The following is a 20,239-nucleotide window of genomic DNA, read 5'->3' on the forward strand; positions in this document are numbered from 1 at the left end:
GATACAACTTGCCTTTAAAACCAGAATCAGCCTTGTTCTATTTGACACAGTCTGCGACAATCCACTACAACTAGCTCGCAGGATCTGTTTTGTCAGATTTCTGGAACCCCTAATTAAATCCTCCCGTGATTTTCCCGACGATCCAATGGAGTAATTGAAGGAATATCCATGTACGACGTATCTGCCCTGAATCGATTGCTTTTGACTATCTTACTTACCTTCTGCCTGACAGGGTGCCCCGGTCCGGTACCGAATTCGTCAAGCGAGAATGCCGAAACGAGTGAAAGTTCAGAAAACGGATCGGAAACAGAAACGGAAAAGTCACCTCTGGAACCACTCCTGGAACCCTTCGATGCCCCTTCACTCGCGGATCTCGATGCAAAAGTAAAATGGAAGGAACAGCCGGTACTGGACAGTCTCGAGCTGTTACGCGAGCGTCAGAGCAAGGAAAAGCAGCTGGTCAGCGTGGACGAGGCACTGAAGCTGAAAAATACCAACCAGGATATCAATGAAAAGATTCTGAGTGCACTCGGGCGTCTTCCGGAAAATGACGAAGTCGTCGACTGGGGGGCAACCATCAATCGGCATGTCGGTGCCGACATGAAAAGTACGAATCCCATCATGGGCAGTTCCGCAGTCGAGTTTGAAGTCGGTTCACTGACCGGTTTTGGTCTCTTCAGTTTTGACTGGAATTTCCGACCGTTTGCAGTTTCAGATACCGTCGTTTCCTGGCAGACCAGTGAAGATAACAAGTACGACAAAGTGGTCATGCGGGATGACCTGACCTGGTCAGACGGCACGCCGATCACCGCTCATGACATTGTGTTTTCCTTCAAAACCATCATGAATCCAGCAGTCCCTGTTCCAGCCGTCCGCTCGGGAACCGACCAGATCCGCTGGATTGAAGCTTATGATGACCAGACGCTGGTCTACTTCCATAAGGAAGCGCTGCCGACCAACGTCTGGAATCTGAACTTCCCGATTATCCCCAAGCACATCTACGAGAAAGAACTGGATACCGATCCGACTCTGCAGGACAGTGAATATCACGTCAAGTATGAAAACAATCCTGTGACGGGTGGTCCTTATGAAATTGAAAAACGGGTGAGGGGACAGGAAATTCTGCTCAGACGCCGAGAGGGCTGGTACATGCAGGATGGCAAGCAGGTTCGCAGCCGTCCCTACTTTGAACGGGTCCGCCTGCGGATCATCGAAGACCCCAACACGGCACTGCTCGCCCTCAAAAAAGGTGAGATTGATGAGATGGCCCTCAATCCCGAACTCTGGAAAACCCAGACTGAGGGGGACGATTTCTATAAGACCTGCACGAAAGCCAATGGTCTGGAGTGGGTCTATTTCTACTTTGGCTGGAACTGTGAAACACTCTTCTTCCAGGACAAAAAAGTCCGGACGGCAATGGCGTATGCTTTCAATCATAAAGAGATGCTGGACGAGCTCTGCTACGGTCTTTATCAGCCTTGTACCGGTATTTTCCACGAAACCGCCTGGATGGCTCCCAAGCCGATGACCAAGCCGTTTCACCAGGATCTGAAGAAAGCCGAGCAACTGCTCGACGAAGCCGGCTGGATCGACCATGACGGCGACGGGATCCGCGATAAAGAATTCGACGGGAAGACGATCCCGTTCCGCTTCAGCATTATGACCGCTAACCGTCCTCTGTCGCTATCGATCTGTACGCTGCTCAAAGAGAACCTGGATCAGATCGGGATTATCTGTGAAGTCAAACAGACCGAATTCACCGTGATGCAGGAAAAGGCACGCAAGCATCAGTTCCAGGCGATGTTCGGTGGTTGGGGAACCGGCACCGATCCGGATACTTCGATCAACCTCTGGAAAACCGGCGCTGGTCGTAATTATGGACAATACTCGAATCCAGAAGTCGACAAACTGTTTGAGGAAGGACGGCGGGAATTCGACAAAGAGAAACGTGCTGAGATCTACGGGAAAATCCACAAGCTTCTCTACGAGGATCAGCCCTACACATGGCTCTACTTCCGGAATTCCTTCTACGGCTTCAACAAAGACTTACGCGGGTACGTCTTCAGCCCTCGTGGCCCTTATGGATACGGCCCCGGCTTTGGCAGTCTCTGGAAGCCTGTCAGCAAATAGTCTGCGTATTGCTGCCCTGAATCGATCCGTCTGCAGACTGACTACATGGTCAGCCTGCGACGGAAAGAGGACTACTGTTTTTGTTGATTCTGATAAGGGATTGATTCAATAGCATGTTCAGTTACCTCGTGCGTAGACTCTTCATCGGGTTAATCACACTTACGCTGATTACGTTTATTATCTTCGGACTGATCCGCAATATGCCCGGCTCTCCCATCTCAAATGCGATGGCGATGATTGACCCTGGCAAAGAGCTGAACCCCGCGGATATTGAACGGATGAAGAAAGCTTACGGACTCGATAAGCCCTGGCCGGAAGCATACGTATTATGGGTCAAAAATGTCTGCCAGCTTGACTTCGGGCGATCGATCTCCCGAAAACAACCTGTTGCGCGTCTGATCAGAGAGCGGATCGGGCCCACACTGATCCTCTCAGTCAGCTCTCTCTTTCTAACCTACCTGCTGGCAATCCCGATGGGCCTGTACTCTTCCGCCCGCCAGGGACATCTCGACGAACGAACGATCGGCACACTTTTATACATGCTGTATTCATTCCCCAGTTTTGTTGCCGCGCTGTTTCTGCAGATCTATCTGGCAAATAAACTGGGTTTGCTGCCTCTGTATGGCATGAGGAGTGATAATTACAGCTCCCTGTCCACAATCCAACAGGTCTGGGATATTTTCAAACACGCGTTGATGCCCATCATCTGTTACACCTACGGCAGTCTGGCTTACTACAGCCGGTTCATCCGAGCCAACATGCATGAAGTCCTCCGCCAGGACTACATTCGTACCGCGCGTGCCAAGGGACTCGGCCCCGTGACTGTGCTGGTCAAACACGCGTTCCGCAACACCTTGATTCCGCTGGTGACACTGATCGGTCTCACGTTGCCTTCCCTCCTGGGGGGCTCGGTGATTATCGAGCGGATCTTCAGTTGGCCGGGAATGGGACAGCTCTATTTTGAATCAATTCTGGAGCGGGATTACCCCACGATTATGGGTTTGACACTGATGTTTTCCATCATGACTCTGGCGGGACAACTGCTGGCAGACATCTTCTATGCAGTGGCTGACCCCCGGGTCAAAATCTCCGATCATTGATGCGGCCTCTGAAATCAACCACGGATTAACACTGAAACTGATTTCTTTTAAGTAATAGATCATCATGGAACAGAAATCTGATACCGACCAGAAAACAGCCGAAAAGCAGAAACCGGTCAAAAAATCTCCCAGTTTCTGGGCAGAAACCTGGCAGCGTTTCAAGCATCGTAAAATGGCGATGATTGCTTTGTTCTACATCGGCTTTCTCTGCCTGGTCGCCGTGTTTGCTCCCGCGATTGCCGGGACCAAGCCGATTGTCTGTGAATACAAGGGGCACATCTACTTTCCCGCGATGGGGTACTTTCGACGCGAATGGGAAAATCCGATCTTCTACAAGGACCGGTTTCGCAACCGCTACCCTAAAAACCTGAAAGAAAAAGATCCGGAGAGCTGGGCTATCTGGCCTCTGGTCTATCAGGATCCGTATCGCCGCGTGTATGACAACGAATGGAAAGATCTGCCAGGCAACCCGACACAGGATAATGGGGCTCCCAGTCTGCGCAACTGGTTTGGTACCGATCAGCGCGGCGTGGATGTTTTTGCACAAATGGTCCACGGGACCACGATTGCCCTGTCAGTCGGTTTTGTTTCGATGGGCATTGCGGGCGTCATTGGTATCATCGTGGGGGCACTCGCCGGTTTTTACGGCAAATGGATTGATATGGGGCTCAGTCGGTTGATCGAAGTCGTAATGTGTATTCCCACTCTGATTCTGATCCTGGCGATCATCGCGATCATCGATAATCCCACGATCTGGCATATGATGGCCATCATAGGTTGTACCGGCTGGACCGGGATTGCCCGCCTGGCCCGGGCCGAATTCATGAAGCTGCGAGAAAGCGATTTCGTGCTGGCGGCTAAAACCACAGGTGTCGGGCAGTTTCGGATTATTTTCCGTTATATCCTGCCGAACTCACTGGCACCGGTGCTGGTCCCCATCACCTTTGGAATCGCAGCCGCGATCCTGATTGAAAGCGGGCTCAGCTTTCTGGGCTTTGGAGCTCCGCCTCCTAACCCGAGCTGGGGCACACTGCTGAACCTGGGGCGACAGAATCTGAATATGTGGTGGTTGATCTTCTTCCCGGGCATGGCCATCTTTATGGCTGTACTGGCATATAACCTGATCGGTGAAGGCCTGCAGGAAGCATCAGATCCCCGCCTGCGGGACGCCTGATCTACTGCTTGACCGTCGCCTTTTCCTGTTCCGTCAGGATGGTCTCCAATGCCGTCAGTTTCTGATCGACGTCGTGCGACTGGTCCGGTTCCAGCGGATGGTCTCCATAGCGGACCTGATAGTAAAGCCGGGCAATTTCATCCGGATAATCATCCAGATGTGCCTGCGTTAATTCCCGCTTCAGGTCTGCTTTGACGTGACGGGAAAACTCCTGTTGCGTCTCTGCCTGTTTCCGAATCATCCCTTTCCTTGCCAGTAGTTTCTGAAACCGTTCATAAAATGCGATCTGTGCCGAACGCATTTTGTTCGCCTGATCCTGGTCCTGGGCGAACAGTTTACGGAAGAACCGAATTAAGACCTGTCCCAGCCACTTCAAACCGAAAAAGAGTCCCGCAATAATAAACACGGCCGCGGCGCCTTCCCAGCTGAACCAGCGACGGGGAGAGGAGAGAAATTTTTTGACCGACTGGAACATGGCCACGGTCGTTGTACGGATATCGAGCAGACGCTTGCCGATTTTCTTACCGGCCTGGAGCAGGGGATCGTAAAAAGCGGCCTTCTGCCGCTGGAAGGAGACGCCAATTACATAATCGGTCCAGAACTGGGAGAAAAATTTCGACACACCTTTCCAGCTGCTCAACGAAGCCGCACTCTGGGCTACCATTTCTGCACGTTCCAGGCTGGGAGTCGCGTCCAGGGTCTCCCAATGCCCGTTCACGAACGCTTCAACCCAGGAATGGGCATAACGCTGCTGAACTTCAAACCGATTCGATAAGTAACTGGTATCACCGCCTTTAAAACCACTGATCACGCGGGTAGGGATTTTGATCGCCCGCAGCATTAATGCCAGTGACGATGCATAGTATTCACAATGTCCCGCTTTGCGATTGAACAGAAAGTCTTCGACCGGATCGATTTCAGGATCGACAATCGACATGTTAAGCGTGTAACTGAATTCTCCGGAATCACGTAAATGCGATTCCAGAAATTTCGCTTTCGCCTCGTCCGTTTTCAGTTCCGGATGGGAGGCGATCAGCTGCTGGGTATATTTGATCAACCGCCTTAAATCTCTTTCCGGCAATTCAAGATACTCATTCTCCAGATCGAGATTGTTCATCAGGTAATTCTCATCCAGCTTTTTGGCTGTATAGACTGTGTACCTGGTATTACCGTCCATTTCCGGGGGATCTGTCTGACGGATCTCGAGCGTATCTTCGTTAAAGAAATTTTCCGTTTTACCTGTCATGTCCATTCCGACAACGGGTTGCAGGACAAACAGAACGTTGGTTCCGATCGATTCCATTACGATTTCCTGACGGTACAGATCTTTAATCCCGTATTTTTCCAGTTCCCGGGAGTTAGGGAGTCCATACTGGGTATGCCGTCTGAATCGGCTCCAGCTGCCGTTTTCATAAGTGAAAAGTACCGCCCCGCGGAACAAGGGCTCTTCCATGCCATATTTTCTGACAAAATCCATGACCGGCACTGCTTCATCTGTCTGGTTGTCGTAGATGGCCACTTCCAGCACCCGCTCCGAGCTCTCCAGGATTTCCCCCATTTCGCCAAGCTGGACTTTTTCCGTAAACCCGACCAGAGGCTGCTTTTCCGCCTCCAGAGTTTCATTGTTGAAAAAAGAACGATTGACCCACAGGCGTGGAATTAAGAGAAAGAAGCACATGGAAATGATCAGGGCACTGATCGAACAGCCGATCGAGGACCAGATAAACTCAGCAGTAATCCATTTTCTGGACTGATCCGACTGAATCCCGTCCTGGACCTGGCTGGGTCTGTGAAAAGGAGAAGCAATACTCGTTGCGACCGTGGGACGGGGAAGAGGCGGCAGCGACTCCTCACTCTGACTGGCGAAGGTTTTATCAGTTCGATAAATCGAGAAGACTGTCAGCGACCAGAAGGCCAGGAACAGATAGATTACCAGCAGGATGCCATAATAGCCGGATTCGGTCAGTACCGCCCCAACCGCGATCTGCAGGAATCCCAGCGCAAACAACCACCAGTACTGTGTATCCCCTTTCTTTTGCAGCAGGATGATCCAGGTCAGATAGACCAGAAAATGCGCACCGGCCAGCAGGCGTCCTTCAATGTTGGCAACAAACTCTCGACAGACAAACAAAAACGCGACCAGCCCCAGGATGTTGGCCCACAGGGGACTCAAGCTGAACTTATGCCAGCGGTCTGTGAAAAACAGCGTGATCAGCCCCAGGGGAATTGTCAGCAGTTGTGGAAACAGCCCTCCTTCAGCCAGCATGAACATGAAACTGGACAAAGCGATAAGACAGTAAACACTGATCTGAAAAATGAGAGTTAAATTCACCTGGCAATCTTCTCTATCTGATGGCGTATCGTCTGGATGATCCACTCTGCGGATCAACTGGTCTCCAATACCAGCCAGCGGGAAAGGATTTCAGGATCAGCTTCGATCAGTCTCCACTGTCCACTGAGTTCATTCCCCGGTTCTTCAAAGCAGTTTTGCAGGCGTTCCCGTTTGGGCAACTCCTGTTCGCTGCGGGTTGTGATTAATACCGTCCGGGAACGATGCGTACTGGCTTCTGAGACCAGTTTGGGAAATTCTTTTTTGACGGTTGATTTACCTGGCTGCAAAGTCGCCAGAAAATCCAACAGATATTCCAGTCCCTGAGAGCCGATTCCCACTTCCAGAGACTCCAACGTCTTTCCCTGTGAAACGAGGGTCAGTTTCGTATCACGACTGTAACGTAAATGCTCCCGGCACAACGTGCCAATGAAACTGATGGCCCATTCAATCCGTTCCGACTGTGCTTCATTTGGGTAGGCAGGCAGCCACAGATCCAGGCCGATAATCAGGTCATAATTCCGGTTCTGATGGTATTCCTGCACCATCAGTTCCCCCTGGCGGGCGGAACTCCTCCAGTGGATGGCACGCTGGCTGTCTCCAGTCCGGTATTCACGAATATGGTTGAATTCATCATCGAAAACCCCCTTGCGGCTGCGACTCTGTTGTGCGACTTCAGCGATCGAGAAAAAGTCATCTGCCCACTTTGAACTTAATCTGCCAATCTGCGGATGTACGATGAGTTCGCTGTATTCGGCGAAGACAGCCCCACGTTTGACGAGCCCCAGGGGATAGCGGGTGGAAACCTGGAGTGGGCCGAATTCATAAATTCCCCGCCGCATGAGCTTCGCTGAATAGTGCGCGGAAACCTGCTGTCGAGGACCGACCCTGCGGAAAACCACCGAGGGACTCAACTCGTCATCGCCATTGACGACTTCATCGGTGACTTCCATCAGATGTGCTGCCAGTATCTTTTTATTATTTTCCAGGATAATTTCTGCAGTGAATGTTTCTCCAACCATCACCCGCTGTGGGATCAGCCGTTTGAGATGAATATGCTTTAACATGCTGTAGGTGATCCAGCCGTTCAGCACAAAGGGGCCGGTCATCATGGCAAAGACCAGCATCAGCATGTTTTCCCGTGAAAGTACCGATCCGACGAAGAGCACGGTCATCATCAGCAGGTACACAATTCCATCGCGGGGCAACGAGACACGGTTCCTGCCAATTCGTTTGAACTGGTATTTCTGCAGTCCCGGGAAAATTACCAGCAGGACCTGATAGAGCCCCCCCAGAACGATTCCCCCCGCGATGAACCTGAGCAGCAGGGGGAGGTTATGGTGAAACTGTCCGAGAGTCAGGGGAGCATCGTAGGTGTACTTGAAGAGAATGCTCCCAAAGAGCATTAATATCAGCCAGGGGCCCAGTTGAGCCCGTTTGCGCCATACGAGGTGGAAAAATTCAATCATAAATTGTCAGCTGCTTTTCACCGTGTCTGAAATTCCATTATTTTCACCTGAATGATGAACAGGCCAGAATCTATTCTACCAGTCTTCATTCAAAGGTCCATGCTGGCAAAGACCCCGCGATCAGCCCCGTTATGGTAAAGACACCATTATTTGAGCGCATGCATACCCGCAGCCTGGCGTTTCATATTCACCCAGGCAAAGGCCCGGGGTTCTTTCTTTAAAAATTTGATTAATTGAGAGGATGTACAACACAGAAACTGGCTGGCCTCTTTCGGATCAAACTCAAATCGAGCCAGCACATCCAATGCCTCTGCCAGTAACGCCGGAAACTCCTCATGCTCCGAATTGACTTTGAGAGTTCCGTTTAAAATACGCTTTTGCCAGAGTTTTGAGGGAGCCTCTGCGAGATGCTGTAATCGGCACTCGATCGCCAGACTGATGCGCAGCCGGAACAGTGCCACGGAACGATTGCGGCCCTGTTGTCGTTTTTCAGCCGCCTCTGCGGTAATCCCGGTCGGGAGGTGTTTAATGACCACTCCGGTTTCGACCTTGTTACGATGCTGCCCCCCCGGTCCGGACCTGCGGACGTGTTGTATCTGGCAATCTTTCAGTAAAAGATCCTGATTGAGGCAGGCAGGGTGAATTTCATCCGCCAGTAGATCAGGAGAATTTGATGTCATTCTATGTATCACTTTTTTGAGTCAGGAGAAGGCAAGAGTTTTCTATAACCAGCTTCACAGAACGGTGGCAACCGATTATGATGCATGATCTTATGTAATATTATAGATGGTTCTGAAACGAATTCTCTAGAATTTTTTAATAGAAACCACATCTTATCCGGAAACTGGAATTTGCCATGACATGGTCCCGTCAAACGGTCTCAACAAGGTTCATCTGGGGGCTTTCCCTGGCCCTGACTATTGTACTGATCACCGGTTGTGGCAAAAAGCGTGATGCTAACAGTCAAGCAGCCACTGAATATGTCCTGGAACTGGGCGGAAAAGTACTCTCGGCCGAGAGCGATCTCCCCATCGATACGACCGCCAAAATTCCCGAAGGAGGTTTCGCCGTTCGGGAAATCGATCTGACCGATGCCAAAATCAAAAACAATGATCTGCATAAACTGTCAGACCTGCCTTACCTGGAAACATTAAACCTGCATGGCACCATGCTGACGGATAAAGGCCTCCAGAAGATCGAGGACCTGCCCCGACTTCAATCGCTGGAGCTGTCCTATACCCGCGTTACTGATGCGGAAGTCAGCAAGCTTACCCGTTTTCCTAAACTGCGGAAAATCTTTCTGTATGGGACCGTGATCAAGCCACAGACGATTGAAGATCTCAAATCCAATCTCAAAGGCGTGACCATTTATAAGTAAATCCGATCTGTCTACTTGAGCGGTTTCTGCCAGGGGACTGTTCCGTATCGTTGAATTTCCGCACGTAACAGAGTCGAGAGCTCATTGAATTTTTTGCGGTTCTTCTCCGCCAGATCCCGGGTCTCCAGCGGATCCGCTTTCAGATTGTAAAGTTCCAGTGGGGCAAAGGGACTGTTCTGCAGCAGCTTCCAGTCGCCACTGATGACCGCTTCAATCGTTTTACCGCCATAGCGGTTTCCCCCCTCACGTCGACGAAAAAACCAGTGTTTTCGCAGTGGAGCCTGGGTTTTTCCTTCCAGTGTGGGCAGGATGCTCTGAGATTCCAGGCCTGCAGGTACTTTGACTCCGGCTGCTTCACAGACGGTCGGAAACAGGTCCATGGTCATCGCCATGAAGTCGGTCTCAGTATTCGGTTTGATGTGACCTTTCCAGACGACACCCGTGGGAACTTTCAGCCCCCCCTCGTACATGCTTTGCTTGCCGTCACGCAGATTCCCGTTATACGCTCCCGCTTCCAGGTGTCCGCCGTTATCCGAGCTGAAGACGACTACCGTATTTTCGCTTAATCCAGTCTGGTCCAGGGTCTGAATCACCTGACCGATGCCCGCATCCAGGTGTTCGATCAAGGCCACCAGTTTCGCCCGCTTCGGTTCGATATCCGGCTCGCGCTGTTTGACTTTCTGCAGCCAGTCTTCCGGGGGCTGAATGGGAGTGTGGGGGGCATTGTAAGCCAGGTAGAGGAAGAACGGCTTCTCCGCTCCCGCCTGCTGTTTGAGGAAATCACAAGTCCAGTCCGTAAACAGGTCTGTAGCGTGCCCCTGGGGATCGACTACTCGCTGATTGAAACGCATGTAATTCACATCATGACGGCGATGGTGATAATAGTCATCCATCATGTCCCCCAGGAAGCCCTGAAAGAATTCGAAGCCACGCTCATTGGGGATATTGGGGGATTCCAGCCCCAGATGCCATTTACCTACCATCCCGGTATGGTAGCCGGCTTTTTGAAAGACATCTGCCAGTGTGACCGCGGAGGGAGCAAGGTAGCCCCAACTGTTCTGCGGATGTGTGCGGATGACACCGGGGACACCGACCATGTCCTGATAACGGCCTGTCAGCAATGCGGCCCTGGTGGGAGAGCAGACGGGGCAGTTCGCGTAAAAGTTGCTGAATTTCATCCCCCGGCTCAGCAGTTGATCGATATGTGGTGACTTCAAGTCTTTCGCACCGTAGCTGCTTAAGTCACCATACCCCAGATCGTCGACAAGGATGACCAGCACATTCGGTCGTGACGGTGTGTTTTGAGCCTGGAGGGAATGATTCCCCAGCGCAAGGATCAATATGGCAGGAAGCAGATATTTAAGCAGGCTGAGCACTTTCATGGTTAAACTTTCTATCTGATCTGTGGTTTGATGATTTTGGGAAAGCAGAGCTTAAGTCTCATACTGATTCCACAATTTTTCAAACTCCGCTTCAAAACGAAACAGCAGCGCCGGATCGTTGGTGATGATGAAATTCTCTTCGTTATTTTCAGAAGCGCTGCGGGTCCAGTTGTAACTGCCTGTCAGCACATATTCGGAATCAAACAGCGCGAATTTATGGTGCATATGATACTGGCTGCGATCAATGCGTACCGGAATCCCGGCCTGCGACAGTCGGTCGATATCGGAGCCCCGATCGAATGATTTGTCATCATCGGTGATGATTCGAACGGGAACTCGCCGCTGGTGCGCCTCCTGAATCGCCTGTGAGACGCGGTCATCTGTGATGGTAAATACACAGATATCGATTTTGCGGGTCGCTGCGCCAATCATGCGACAAAGACGATGCGAACACTCGTCGTGTGGGCTGAACCAGGCTTCGGATTTGACAGCCGATTCCTCACTGGCGGGGCGTGACAGAATCTTCATGACATCTTCCAGCCAACCCAGACTTTTCTCACGCATGCCCGGAACAGGCTGCTGGTCTTTGAAGATCTGAAATGCTTCGGAACGGATGAGTGCCAGATGGTGTTCCGATAAGTTCAGGTGATCAAAGATCTGGCTCAGAGCGGATCGTTCGCTGCGGGTCATCTGGAAATCATCAAATGTCTGCAGCAGCATCTTTCGAATTTGTGAACGATCCATTATGGTCTCTTGCTGCTGGAAGACTAGAATATAATAAGACTGCATGCCGTCATACACACGTAATTTTTATAGTAGCGAGTCCCCAAGGATTGGAAAAGACACTCTCATGAAAGTTCTCATTTCAGGCAGTTCAGGGCTGGTCGGTTCCGCATTATGCCAGCGTCTCGAATCCGAAGCTGATTTTGAAATCGTGCGACTGGTACGAAAACAGTCACCTGACACTCCGGATACAACTGTGGTCTGGAATCCGGCCGAGGGACAACTGGAACCCGAGGCCTTTGCGGGAATCGACGCCGTGATTCATCTGGGAGGTGTTAACATCGCCGGTAAACGCTGGTCCCCGGAGATGAAACAGAAGATCTTTAACAGCCGCTTCCAGTCGACTTCGCTCCTGGCGAGTAAACTTGCTGCCCTGGAACAGAAACCTTCGGTCCTGCTGTGTGCCTCTGCAGTTGGCTTTTATGGTGACCGGGGAGACGAGCGGGTCGATGAAACCAGTGCCCGGGGCGCCGGTTTCCTGGCGGATGTCTGCCAGGCCTGGGAAGAAGCCACTCATTCAGCCCGCGATGCCGGCATCCGTGTTATCAACATGCGATTCGGCATGATTCTCGATCGAAAGGGGGGGGCACTGTCGCAGATGGTCACGCCCTTCAAGATGGGCGTGGGAGGCAAGCTCGGCTCAGGCAAACAGTACTGGAGCTGGATTGCGCTGCCGGATGTGATTAACGCCATCCTGTTCTGCCTGGAGCATACAGAGCTCTCGGGGCCGGTCAATTTTGTTGCCCCGGATGAAGTCACCAACCTGGAGTTCACGAAGACTCTGGGGAAGGTCCTGTCGCGGCCCACGTGCCTGCCGGTCCCCGCCTGGGGGATCAAAACTCTGTTTGGCGAGATGGGGCAGGAACTGATGCTGACCAGTGCCCGCGCAACCCCCACCAGGTTGACGGAAGCGGGGTTTCAGTTCCAGTATCCAAAGCTGGAAGACGCGTTTCGGAGTGTGCTGCAATAAGTGTTACTGCAGGATCGGAAGTGACGCACCTGACTGATGCTGGTATTCGCGGGTAATGATATTCCCGATCAAAGTAGTCGGCGTCACATCAATGACCTCTACATCTGCCAGCGAACCTGCCAGGCGCGGATTGCCGTCAAAGACTACAATCCGGTCACATTTGGAACGTCCCATCAGCTGTTCTGCCAGAGAGTCTGCGGAATCGTCACTGGCTTTGAGCGCCGATTTACTCGGGCCTTCCACCAGAACCTCAACCTGCCGGCCGATGAACTCAGCATTGTCTGCTTCGCTGATCTCATTCTGCAGGTCCAGCATTTCATTATTGCGGCGTTTTTTGATTTCCTCGGGGATGTCGTCCTCAAATCGTTCTGCAGCCTTGGTGCCGGGACGCTCACTGTATTTGAAGATGAAACTGTTCTTGAACCGGAATTCGCGAATCGACTCGAGGCTCTTCTGATGTGACTCCTCGGTCTCACCCGGATGCCCGACGATGAAGTCGCTGGACACAGAACAGCCGGGCAGGATTTCGTTGATGCGGTGCATCATGTCCCGGTAATCTTCGACGGTGTAGCCCCGTTTCATGTACTTCAAGACATCATCGCAGCCGTGCTGCAGCGGGACATGCAGATAGCGGGTCGCTTTCGGCAAATCCCGAATCGCTTCCAGCAGGTCATTGGTCATATCCTTGGGATAGCTGGTGACGAACTTGATGCGATCGATGCCTTCTACATCGTGAATCAGATAAAGCAGATCTGACAGGCGATAGAGTTTTCCATCCTGCGTGTGTTTGTAGCTGTTGACGGTCTGCCCGAGCAGGGTGACTTCCTTGACGCCCTGATCCGCCAGCACTTTGACTTCGGAAAGGATTTCACGAGGGCCACGGCTCTGTTCGGGACCGCGTGTCGAAGGGACCACGCAGTAAGAACAGAATTTGTCGCAGCCAATCATAATGCGGACGAACGCCTGGTAAGGGGAGGGGCGCATTTCCGGGTCGCGCAGGGGATCATAGCTCTGGAAGCTGTTGGTAATCTCTTCCCGCTTACCATCTTTCCGGCCCAGTCCAACCGCCAGTTCCCGACTGCGTCTGTTTTGACTGTGGTTGACGCGCGCCTTGTCGATCAGTTCGGCTACCTGGGCCAGTTGTCCGGTTCCGACGACGAAGTCGACCTGGGGGGCTTTCTGGAAGATCAGCTTCTGATCTTTTTGTGCCATGCAACCCATCACCCCGATTACTTTCTTCGGGTTCTTACGGGCACCATAGCGCAGCCGTCCCAGCGAGCTGTAAATCTTGTGCTCGGCATGCTCACGGACACTGCAGGTGTTGAACAGAACGGTCTCTGCCTCTTTGACGTTCTGAGTCAGCTCATAACCCCGTTTGCGCAGATCCGCAACGACAAGCTCGCTGTCCAGCATATTCATCTGGCAGCCTACGGTTTCGATATAGAGCTTGTGGTTATGGTCAGTGACCACGTCGGCGGGGGCGGAGTCGGTCTGGACAGACTCCGGATCTTGCTGAGTAATTTCTTCTGACTGCGACATGAACTGCTTTTACTTATTCAATTAAAGAAACACGGATACGGACGGCCCCGGGATTTCAACTGAGATCCAGTCAGAAACAGCACTTATACGCTTCAGGCTGCTGAGGCATTCTGGTCCGCGGGAGACAGATCTGCCTGGGGGTCGGGCATCTGATCTGGTGCGGCTTTCTTCCCCTGAGGGGTCATCTCCTGCGTATACTCGATCGCCAGTTGCTGGACAACGACTTTTTTATGATGCGACATCAATGACGCCAGAGATTTCAGCGCTAACAGTGATGCAACAACGTACAAAATCAGATTCCAGACATCCATGTCAATCCTCCCTGAGATCCATGGCGGCGTTTGCAGTAAATTATCAGTGACGACCTGGCGGTAAACTCCTTTAAGCGCTTCGTATTTCTATTGATACGAAGTCCGTTCAGGTATTTTTGGTAACACCTGTTAATAATTCAATATCATTTTGCCCAGTTTCATGAAACCTACGCAAAAGAATCATAAAAACTAAGCATTTAGAGCAATTTATCACTGCGCAAAGGTACTTAACAGAGTCCAGATACCTCTTGCGGGTTGTGTTTTACTCCCGAACCCGTTCTACATAGGAACCGGTGGCAGTATCCACTTTGATTTTTTCACCCACATTGATAAAGGCGGGAACGTTGACAGTCGCCCCGGTCTCGACCGTGGCAGGCTTGGTGACGTTGGTAGCCGTATTTCCTTTGGCAGCTGGTTCAGTGTAGGTGACTTCCACAATCACCTGCTGTGGCGGATCCATGCCGATCAGCTGATCATTCCAGAACAGCAGGCTGCAGATGGCCCCATCCAGCAGGTAGTCGGCAGCATTGCCACAGACTGCTTCATCAATGGAGTATTGCTCGTAAGTATCATTGTCCATGAAATGCAGGCCAGTGGCATCCTTGTACATATACTGACCATCGCCTTTGCGAATGTCAGCCTGCTCCAGACTTTCCCCGCCACTCTTATAGGTCCGGTCGAGAATCGTTCCCTTCAGCAGATTTCGCAGTTTGGTACGATATAAGGCCTGTCCCTTACCCGGTTTGACGAAATTGACCTCGATCATTTCGTACGGTTCACCTTCGACAATAACTTTAATACCCTTGCGAAAATCGCCTGTGCTGATTTGTGGCATTGCTTGATTTCTCTGACAATGATGGAGTTGTGTAAAAAAATACGTTTGAGTTTTATTTCCAAGGGCGAGAGAATAACATATCTTCCAGCCGTTGCAAACGGAGAGCAGACGAATTGTAAGGCAATTCTTGCCCCCTTTTGTCCCGATTGAGCCCCTCAGGAGCGGACATTGTCAATTCCGCCTGAGTTCCAGATGGTCCAGCTGCCTGGAATTCCCTCATACCACTGTAATATCAGGCGTTCATGTCCTCAACTTTACCCGAAACCACCTGGCAGAAGTCACTCGCGCAATCGATTCGGGATCCGCAGGAACTGATCACCCGCTTGAGACTGCCAGAAGAACTGCTGCCCGCCGCGGAAAAAAGTGCCCGTTTGTTCCCATTGATGGTTCCCCCCAGCTATCTGGCACGGATGGAACCAGGCAATCCGCATGATCCTCTGTTGAAACAGGTACTGCCCCTTCAGGCGGAAGAGGACCAGTTCCCAGGCTTCAGCAACGATGCCGTCGGCGATCTGCAGGTCCGGCCCACTCCCGGTCTGCTGCATAAGTACCATGGACGAGCCCTGCTGATCGCCAGCGGTGCCTGTGCCATCCATTGTCGCTACTGTTTTCGACGTCATTATCCTTACGGAGAGGATCCCCGTACCCTGGCGGAGTGGGAAGCGGTCTGGGACGCATTGGAGCAGGACGCATCCATTCAGGAAGTCATTCTCAGTGGTGGTGACCCGCTGATGCTGACTGACGCACGATTGCGGGTGTTCTGTGAGCGTATCGCGGCGATCCCGCATGTCAAACGACTGCGGATCCACAGCCGACTGCCGGTGGTCTTACCGGACCGCATTCACTCAGGACTGATTGAGATCCTGGAACGCACCAAAGCAGCAGGCACCACAGTCTGGATGGTCATCCACGCCAATCACCCCCAGGAGATCGCTGTTGATGTTGAACAGGCGATCCAGCAACTCATCCAGTCGGGCATTCCCGTATTGAATCAGGCCGTCCTGCTCAAAGGCGTCAATGATGTTGTGGAGCCCCTGGTAGGGTTGTCAGAGAAACTGATCAATCTGGGAGTCATGCCCTACTATCTGCATCAACTCGATCGCGTGAGTGGAGTCGCCCACTTTGAGGTTCCGGAAGCGCAGGGGAGGGCATTGATTCGTGAACTGCGGGTCCGACTGCCAGGCTATGCTGTCCCCCAGTATGTGCGGGAAATCATGGGCGAACCGCACAAAACTTCGCTGATGGATTAACCAGGACTGTTCTGGGAAAGCTTCCTGAAAAGCGATTCAAAGCGCGCACCCCGTTCCTGAAAGTTCGAAAACCAGCCATAACTGGCACAGCCGGGGGAGAGGAGGATGACGTCACCGGGAGCCGACTGTTGAAAGGCCCAGTCGAACGCGGCTTTGAACGACTGTTGCGGCTCGGAAATGGCGACATCCGCATTCGGCTGGTTCTTCATTCGCTGATTCGTCATCAGCTCATGCAAATTCACTCCGGTATCCCCCATCAGTGCGGTTGCTTTTGTCCGCGTAAACAGTTCGCGGGAAAAAGGGGTCAGGTCCACTTTCTTATCGTAGCCGCCCGCCAGCGCGATCACCTGACCCGGTTCAAAAGCCTCTAAAGCACAGATGGCGGACTCGGGAGTCGTCGCCAGCGAATCATTATAGAACCGGCGTCCTGCAAATTCGCCGATGAACTGCAGGCGATGCGGCAGCCCTTCAAAGCTCTCTAATCCCTGTTGTATCACCTTTCGATCCAGATCGGTACAGATTCCAGCCGTGATCGCCGCGGCAGCATTCATCCGATTATGCCAGCCCGGTACCTTCAATTGTGGCTGAAGTTTTTGAGAAAACTGGTGAGCTACGAATTCCTGCTCCTCCACCAATACATCCGGGTTGAGATCGGCGTTACTACCAAAAGTAAGTACGTTTCCCGGAAAATCCCAGTCTCTCAGATCAGGATCATCGGCATTGATAATCACGGTCTCATCTGAGGTTTGCCAGCGGCAGATCGCTTGTTTGGAGTGCCGATAGTGTTCCAGGGTCTGATGCCAGTCGAGATGATTCGGGCTGAAGTTCGTGACCACCGCAATCTGCGGACTTACCTGTAATCGATCGAGTGTAAACAGTTGAAAGCTGCTCAATTCGAGAATCACCCAGTCAACGGGCTGGATCTGATCAACCACAGGCAGCAGGCTGACGCCGATATTCCCTCCCAGCCAGCACTTTGCTCCCGAGACGGAAAAGACGGAATGAATCATGGCCGTGGTGGTCGATTTTCCGTTACTCCCGGTCACGCCCACTACGCGGGCGGGGTTGAGCTGCCAGAACAGTTCTATCTCACTGGTAACCGGAATCTGCTCCGCTTCAGCCTGGATGAGCAGGGGATGCCGCGGGGGAATGGCTGGATTCACGACCAATAGATCCGTTGGGGGGAGTTCCGGTGAAGCTTCGCCCAGGATGAAACTGACCTGAGGGATGTCCTGTAACTGATCCAGTGAGTCCTCTAATTCCGCAGCGGTTTTCGCATCCAGCACGGTTATCTGTGCACCACGGGCGGCCAGAAACTGAGTGACCGCAATTCCCCCACCAAACCGCCCCAGTCCCAGCACAGTGACACGGCAGCCACTCAGATCCTGATTTTGAAGCAGAAAGGGTTTGCAGGACATGATTTCAGTTTCGCAGTTAGAGTTTCTGACAGTCACATCGATGTCTTCAGAGGAGATTCAGAGTGCCCCTGTATCAATAGGTTTGCATATTTCTCAAATCCGCGGTAGGCTGATTTCGAAACAATATTTACCAAAGGCTCCTGAATAAGAGGACAGGCCTATGTTACTCGCCGCCGAATCGAATGCCTGGCTCGGGCTCCATATCGCTGACTGGATTGTACTGGCTATCTATTTCGTCGTCATTCTCGCCATCGGTCTCTGGTCGGTGAAAAAAGTAAAAGATATGGCCGACTTCTTCATGGGGGGGCGCCGGTTCGGTAAAGTTTTCATGATGTTCTTTGCGTTCGGTTCAGGAACGAGCAGCGAGCAGGCCATCAGTGTCGTCGCGGGAACCTGGCGGGCAGGACTGGCAGGGATCTGGTGGCAGTTCCTCTGGCTCTGGGCGACGCCGTTCTACTGGATCGTGGCTCCCATCATGCGTCGCATGCGGGCACTGACCACAGCCGACTTCTTTGAAACGCGTTTTAATGGTCCCACCGCCGTCCTGTATTCCTTTTACGGGATTGCCATCTCGATTACCTTCATCGCCGGGGGACTGTTCGGCACTGGTAAAATGGTGGATGCCCTGACAGGAAATGAGCTGGACCGTATTGCCGTGGAAGCAAATATCATGGTGCCGGCAGCGGAATGGAATACGGAAACCAAATCCTTTCAGCTTACCGAACGCAGGTTGCAGGGCTACGAGTACGCGATCCTGGCGGTCACGGTCATGTTCGTGATCTACGGTATGGCCGGTGGTCTGGGGGCGGCGATCATCACCGACTTCATCCAGGGGATTTTGACCATCGTCTTCTCGTTTCTGCTGCTCCCGTTCGTGTTCTATGAGATAGGTGGTTTTGGAGAACTCAACCAGAATGCGGATCTCAAAAAGGGAATGCTGGACCTGACTGTGAGCCCGGAACTGGCAGCCACGATGGGGGAACCGATTACACCATTTTACGTCTTCATGCTGTCCGTTACGGCGCTGGCCGGGATTGTGATTCAGCCACACATTATGGGCGTCTGTGGAGCAGGGAAGACGGAATACGAAGGCCGCTTCGGTTTTACTGTGGGTAACTTCCTGAAGCGGTTCTGTACGGTCGCCTGGACCTTTACCGGACTGGCCTGCATCGTCTGGTACATGGGCGATAACAGTCCTCTCAAAAACTCACCCGATCCTGCGGACCAGGCGGTCTACCAGTCGCTCGTGGTGCGGGCCAGCCCCGAATACAATCAGCTCTCCGATGCAGAAAAAAAGGAAATAGATACGTCGGACCGTAATTTTGCAGACAAACTGTTTGGCATGGCAGCCCATGACATCCTGCCGCGGATTGCTCCCGGGTTGATTGGTCTGCTGCTGGCATCGCTACTGGCAGCGGTCATGAGTACCAGCGATGCCCAGATGATTATCTCCAGCGGTCTGTTTACCGAGAATATCTATCGTAAATGTCTCGTGAAGAATAAATCGCAGCGGCATTACCTCTGGGTGGGTCGTATTGCCGGCCTGATTATTGTGATACTGGCACTCATTCTGCAGACCACATTTACCGATATCATCCACGCCCTCAAGATCATTGTGAAGACTCCTGCCTGCATCGGCATCAGCCTCTGGATTGGCATTATCTGGCGCCGCTGGAATGTGATTTCGGTCTGGGTCTCCACAATCGTGGGGATTCTGGTCTGGATCGGGGTCGCCTTTCATGCAGACGTGCTCTATGGTTCCGGAAAACTCCCAGAAAGCATGTTTAAGTCTGCCACCGAAATGCGGGACGTCTGGCAGATGTTCTTTTTCATGAGTCTGGCGATCCTCAGTGGTGTGATAGTCAGTTTCCTCACCCCCCGACAGTCACAGGAAAAACTGGACCATTTCTTTACCCTGATGCACACGCCGGTCAAATTGAACGAAGAGATCGAGGCACCTTGCACGCTGCCTGCAGAACCGGAACCGATGTGTCCGAAGATGTTCCCCAATTCGAAAGACATTGAGATCCCCAAGCCGACCTTCCAGGACCTGGGGGGTTTTGTGCTGGCCTGGTGCGGTGTCGCAGCGATTATCTTTCTGACCAATCTGCTGGCAAAACTTGCCTGAGCACTGATCGCTTTCAGGTTCCTGTTTTCAGAATCAGATTGCG

Annotated in this window: 16 protein-coding genes; 7 read left to right on the forward strand and 9 right to left on the reverse strand. The window is 52.2% G+C overall.

The features are described from left to right. Nucleotides 1–168: 168 nt before the first annotated feature. The 3 genes from Enr10x_RS08920 (at nucleotide 169) to Enr10x_RS08930 (ending at nucleotide 4,404) form a co-directional block, all read left to right on the forward strand. A complete protein-coding gene (locus tag Enr10x_RS08920) occupies nucleotides 169–2,130 on the forward strand; it encodes a peptide-binding protein (RefSeq protein ID WP_145109035.1) in 1,962 nt (653 codons plus the stop codon). A 113-nt stretch (nucleotides 2,131–2,243) separates the two neighbouring features. Further along, entirely contained in the window at nucleotides 2,244–3,230 is a 987-nt protein-coding gene (locus tag Enr10x_RS08925) for an ABC transporter permease (protein ID WP_145109032.1), read from the forward strand. Between the two features lie 64 nt (nucleotides 3,231–3,294). Next, the gene (locus Enr10x_RS08930) at nucleotides 3,295–4,404 is read left to right on the forward strand and encodes an ABC transporter permease (RefSeq protein WP_145448811.1); all 1,110 of its coding nucleotides are present in this window, start codon (nucleotides 3,295–3,297) and stop codon (nucleotides 4,402–4,404) included. A gap of 1 nt (nucleotide 4,405) precedes the next feature. On the opposite strand, the gene Enr10x_RS08935 is transcribed toward Enr10x_RS08930, so the two are convergent. The 3 genes from Enr10x_RS08935 to Enr10x_RS08945 form a co-directional block, all read right to left on the reverse strand. Beyond that, entirely contained in the window at nucleotides 4,406–6,736 is a 2,331-nt protein-coding gene (locus tag Enr10x_RS08935; protein WP_145448812.1) for a transglutaminase TgpA family protein, read from the reverse strand. Between the two features lie 53 nt (nucleotides 6,737–6,789). Next, the gene (locus tag Enr10x_RS08940; protein ID WP_145448813.1) at nucleotides 6,790–8,202 is read right to left on the reverse strand and encodes a DUF58 domain-containing protein; all 1,413 of its coding nucleotides are present in this window, start codon (nucleotides 8,200–8,202) and stop codon (nucleotides 6,790–6,792) included. A gap of 146 nt (nucleotides 8,203–8,348) precedes the next feature. After that, nucleotides 8,349–8,882 carry a peptide chain release factor family protein gene (locus tag Enr10x_RS08945; protein WP_145448814.1) on the reverse strand — a complete coding sequence of 178 codons (534 nt, stop codon included), beginning with the start codon at nucleotides 8,880–8,882 and terminating at the stop codon, nucleotides 8,349–8,351. 176 nt (nucleotides 8,883–9,058) lie between these two features. On the opposite strand from Enr10x_RS08945, the gene Enr10x_RS08950 reads away from it, so the two are divergent. After that, nucleotides 9,059–9,580, forward strand: a complete 522-nt coding sequence (locus tag Enr10x_RS08950; RefSeq protein ID WP_145448815.1) for a leucine-rich repeat domain-containing protein — start codon at nucleotides 9,059–9,061, stop codon at nucleotides 9,578–9,580. Nucleotides 9,581–9,591: 11 nt separating this feature from the next. On the opposite strand, the gene Enr10x_RS08955 is transcribed toward Enr10x_RS08950, so the two are convergent. Both Enr10x_RS08955 and Enr10x_RS08960 read right to left on the reverse strand, forming a co-directional pair. After that, nucleotides 9,592–10,962 (reverse strand): sulfatase family protein, encoded by a 1,371-nt coding sequence (locus Enr10x_RS08955; protein ID WP_145448816.1) that lies wholly within the window; start codon nucleotides 10,960–10,962, stop codon nucleotides 9,592–9,594. A 51-nt stretch (nucleotides 10,963–11,013) separates the two neighbouring features. Continuing rightward, nucleotides 11,014–11,706, reverse strand: a complete 693-nt coding sequence (locus Enr10x_RS08960; RefSeq protein ID WP_145448817.1) for a phospholipase D-like domain-containing protein — start codon at nucleotides 11,704–11,706, stop codon at nucleotides 11,014–11,016. Between the two features lie 106 nt (nucleotides 11,707–11,812). On the opposite strand from Enr10x_RS08960, the gene Enr10x_RS08965 reads away from it, so the two are divergent. Beyond that, nucleotides 11,813–12,715, forward strand: coding sequence for a TIGR01777 family oxidoreductase (locus Enr10x_RS08965; RefSeq protein WP_145448818.1), 903 nt, complete (start codon nucleotides 11,813–11,815; stop codon nucleotides 12,713–12,715). A 3-nt stretch (nucleotides 12,716–12,718) separates the two neighbouring features. Here the strand turns inward: Enr10x_RS08965 and miaB are convergent, their stop codons facing one another. From miaB to efp, 3 genes are all read right to left on the reverse strand, one after another. Then, nucleotides 12,719–14,254 (reverse strand): tRNA (N6-isopentenyl adenosine(37)-C2)-methylthiotransferase MiaB, encoded by a 1,536-nt coding sequence (gene miaB, locus Enr10x_RS08970; protein ID WP_145448819.1) that lies wholly within the window; start codon nucleotides 14,252–14,254, stop codon nucleotides 12,719–12,721. Nucleotides 14,255–14,346: 92 nt separating this feature from the next. Further along, nucleotides 14,347–14,565, reverse strand: a complete 219-nt coding sequence (locus Enr10x_RS08975; RefSeq protein WP_145448820.1) for a hypothetical protein — start codon at nucleotides 14,563–14,565, stop codon at nucleotides 14,347–14,349. Nucleotides 14,566–14,827: 262 nt separating this feature from the next. Further along, complete coding sequence (gene efp, locus Enr10x_RS08980; RefSeq protein WP_145108998.1) at nucleotides 14,828–15,400, reverse strand: elongation factor P; 573 nt, start codon at nucleotides 15,398–15,400, stop codon at nucleotides 14,828–14,830. A 242-nt stretch (nucleotides 15,401–15,642) separates the two neighbouring features. On the opposite strand from efp, the gene epmB reads away from it, so the two are divergent. Then, complete coding sequence (gene epmB, locus Enr10x_RS08985) at nucleotides 15,643–16,650, forward strand: EF-P beta-lysylation protein EpmB (RefSeq protein ID WP_145448821.1); 1,008 nt, start codon at nucleotides 15,643–15,645, stop codon at nucleotides 16,648–16,650. Here epmB and murD read toward each other — a convergent pair. Then, the gene (gene murD, locus Enr10x_RS08990; RefSeq protein WP_145108992.1) at nucleotides 16,647–18,068 is read right to left on the reverse strand and encodes a UDP-N-acetylmuramoyl-L-alanine--D-glutamate ligase; all 1,422 of its coding nucleotides are present in this window, start codon (nucleotides 18,066–18,068) and stop codon (nucleotides 16,647–16,649) included. The genes epmB and murD overlap by 4 nt on opposite strands. 160 nt (nucleotides 18,069–18,228) lie before the next feature. Between murD and Enr10x_RS08995 the strand changes: the two genes are divergently transcribed. Then, on the forward strand, nucleotides 18,229–20,196 hold the full coding sequence (locus Enr10x_RS08995; protein ID WP_145108989.1) for a sodium:solute symporter family protein: 1,968 nt from the start codon (nucleotides 18,229–18,231) through the stop codon (nucleotides 20,194–20,196). The last annotated feature ends 43 nt before the right edge of the window (nucleotides 20,197–20,239 follow it).

Origin of the sequence: Gimesia panareensis, assembly GCF_007748155.1 — a bacterium.
Taxonomy (GTDB): Bacteria; Planctomycetota; Planctomycetia; order Planctomycetales; family Planctomycetaceae; genus Gimesia; species Gimesia panareensis.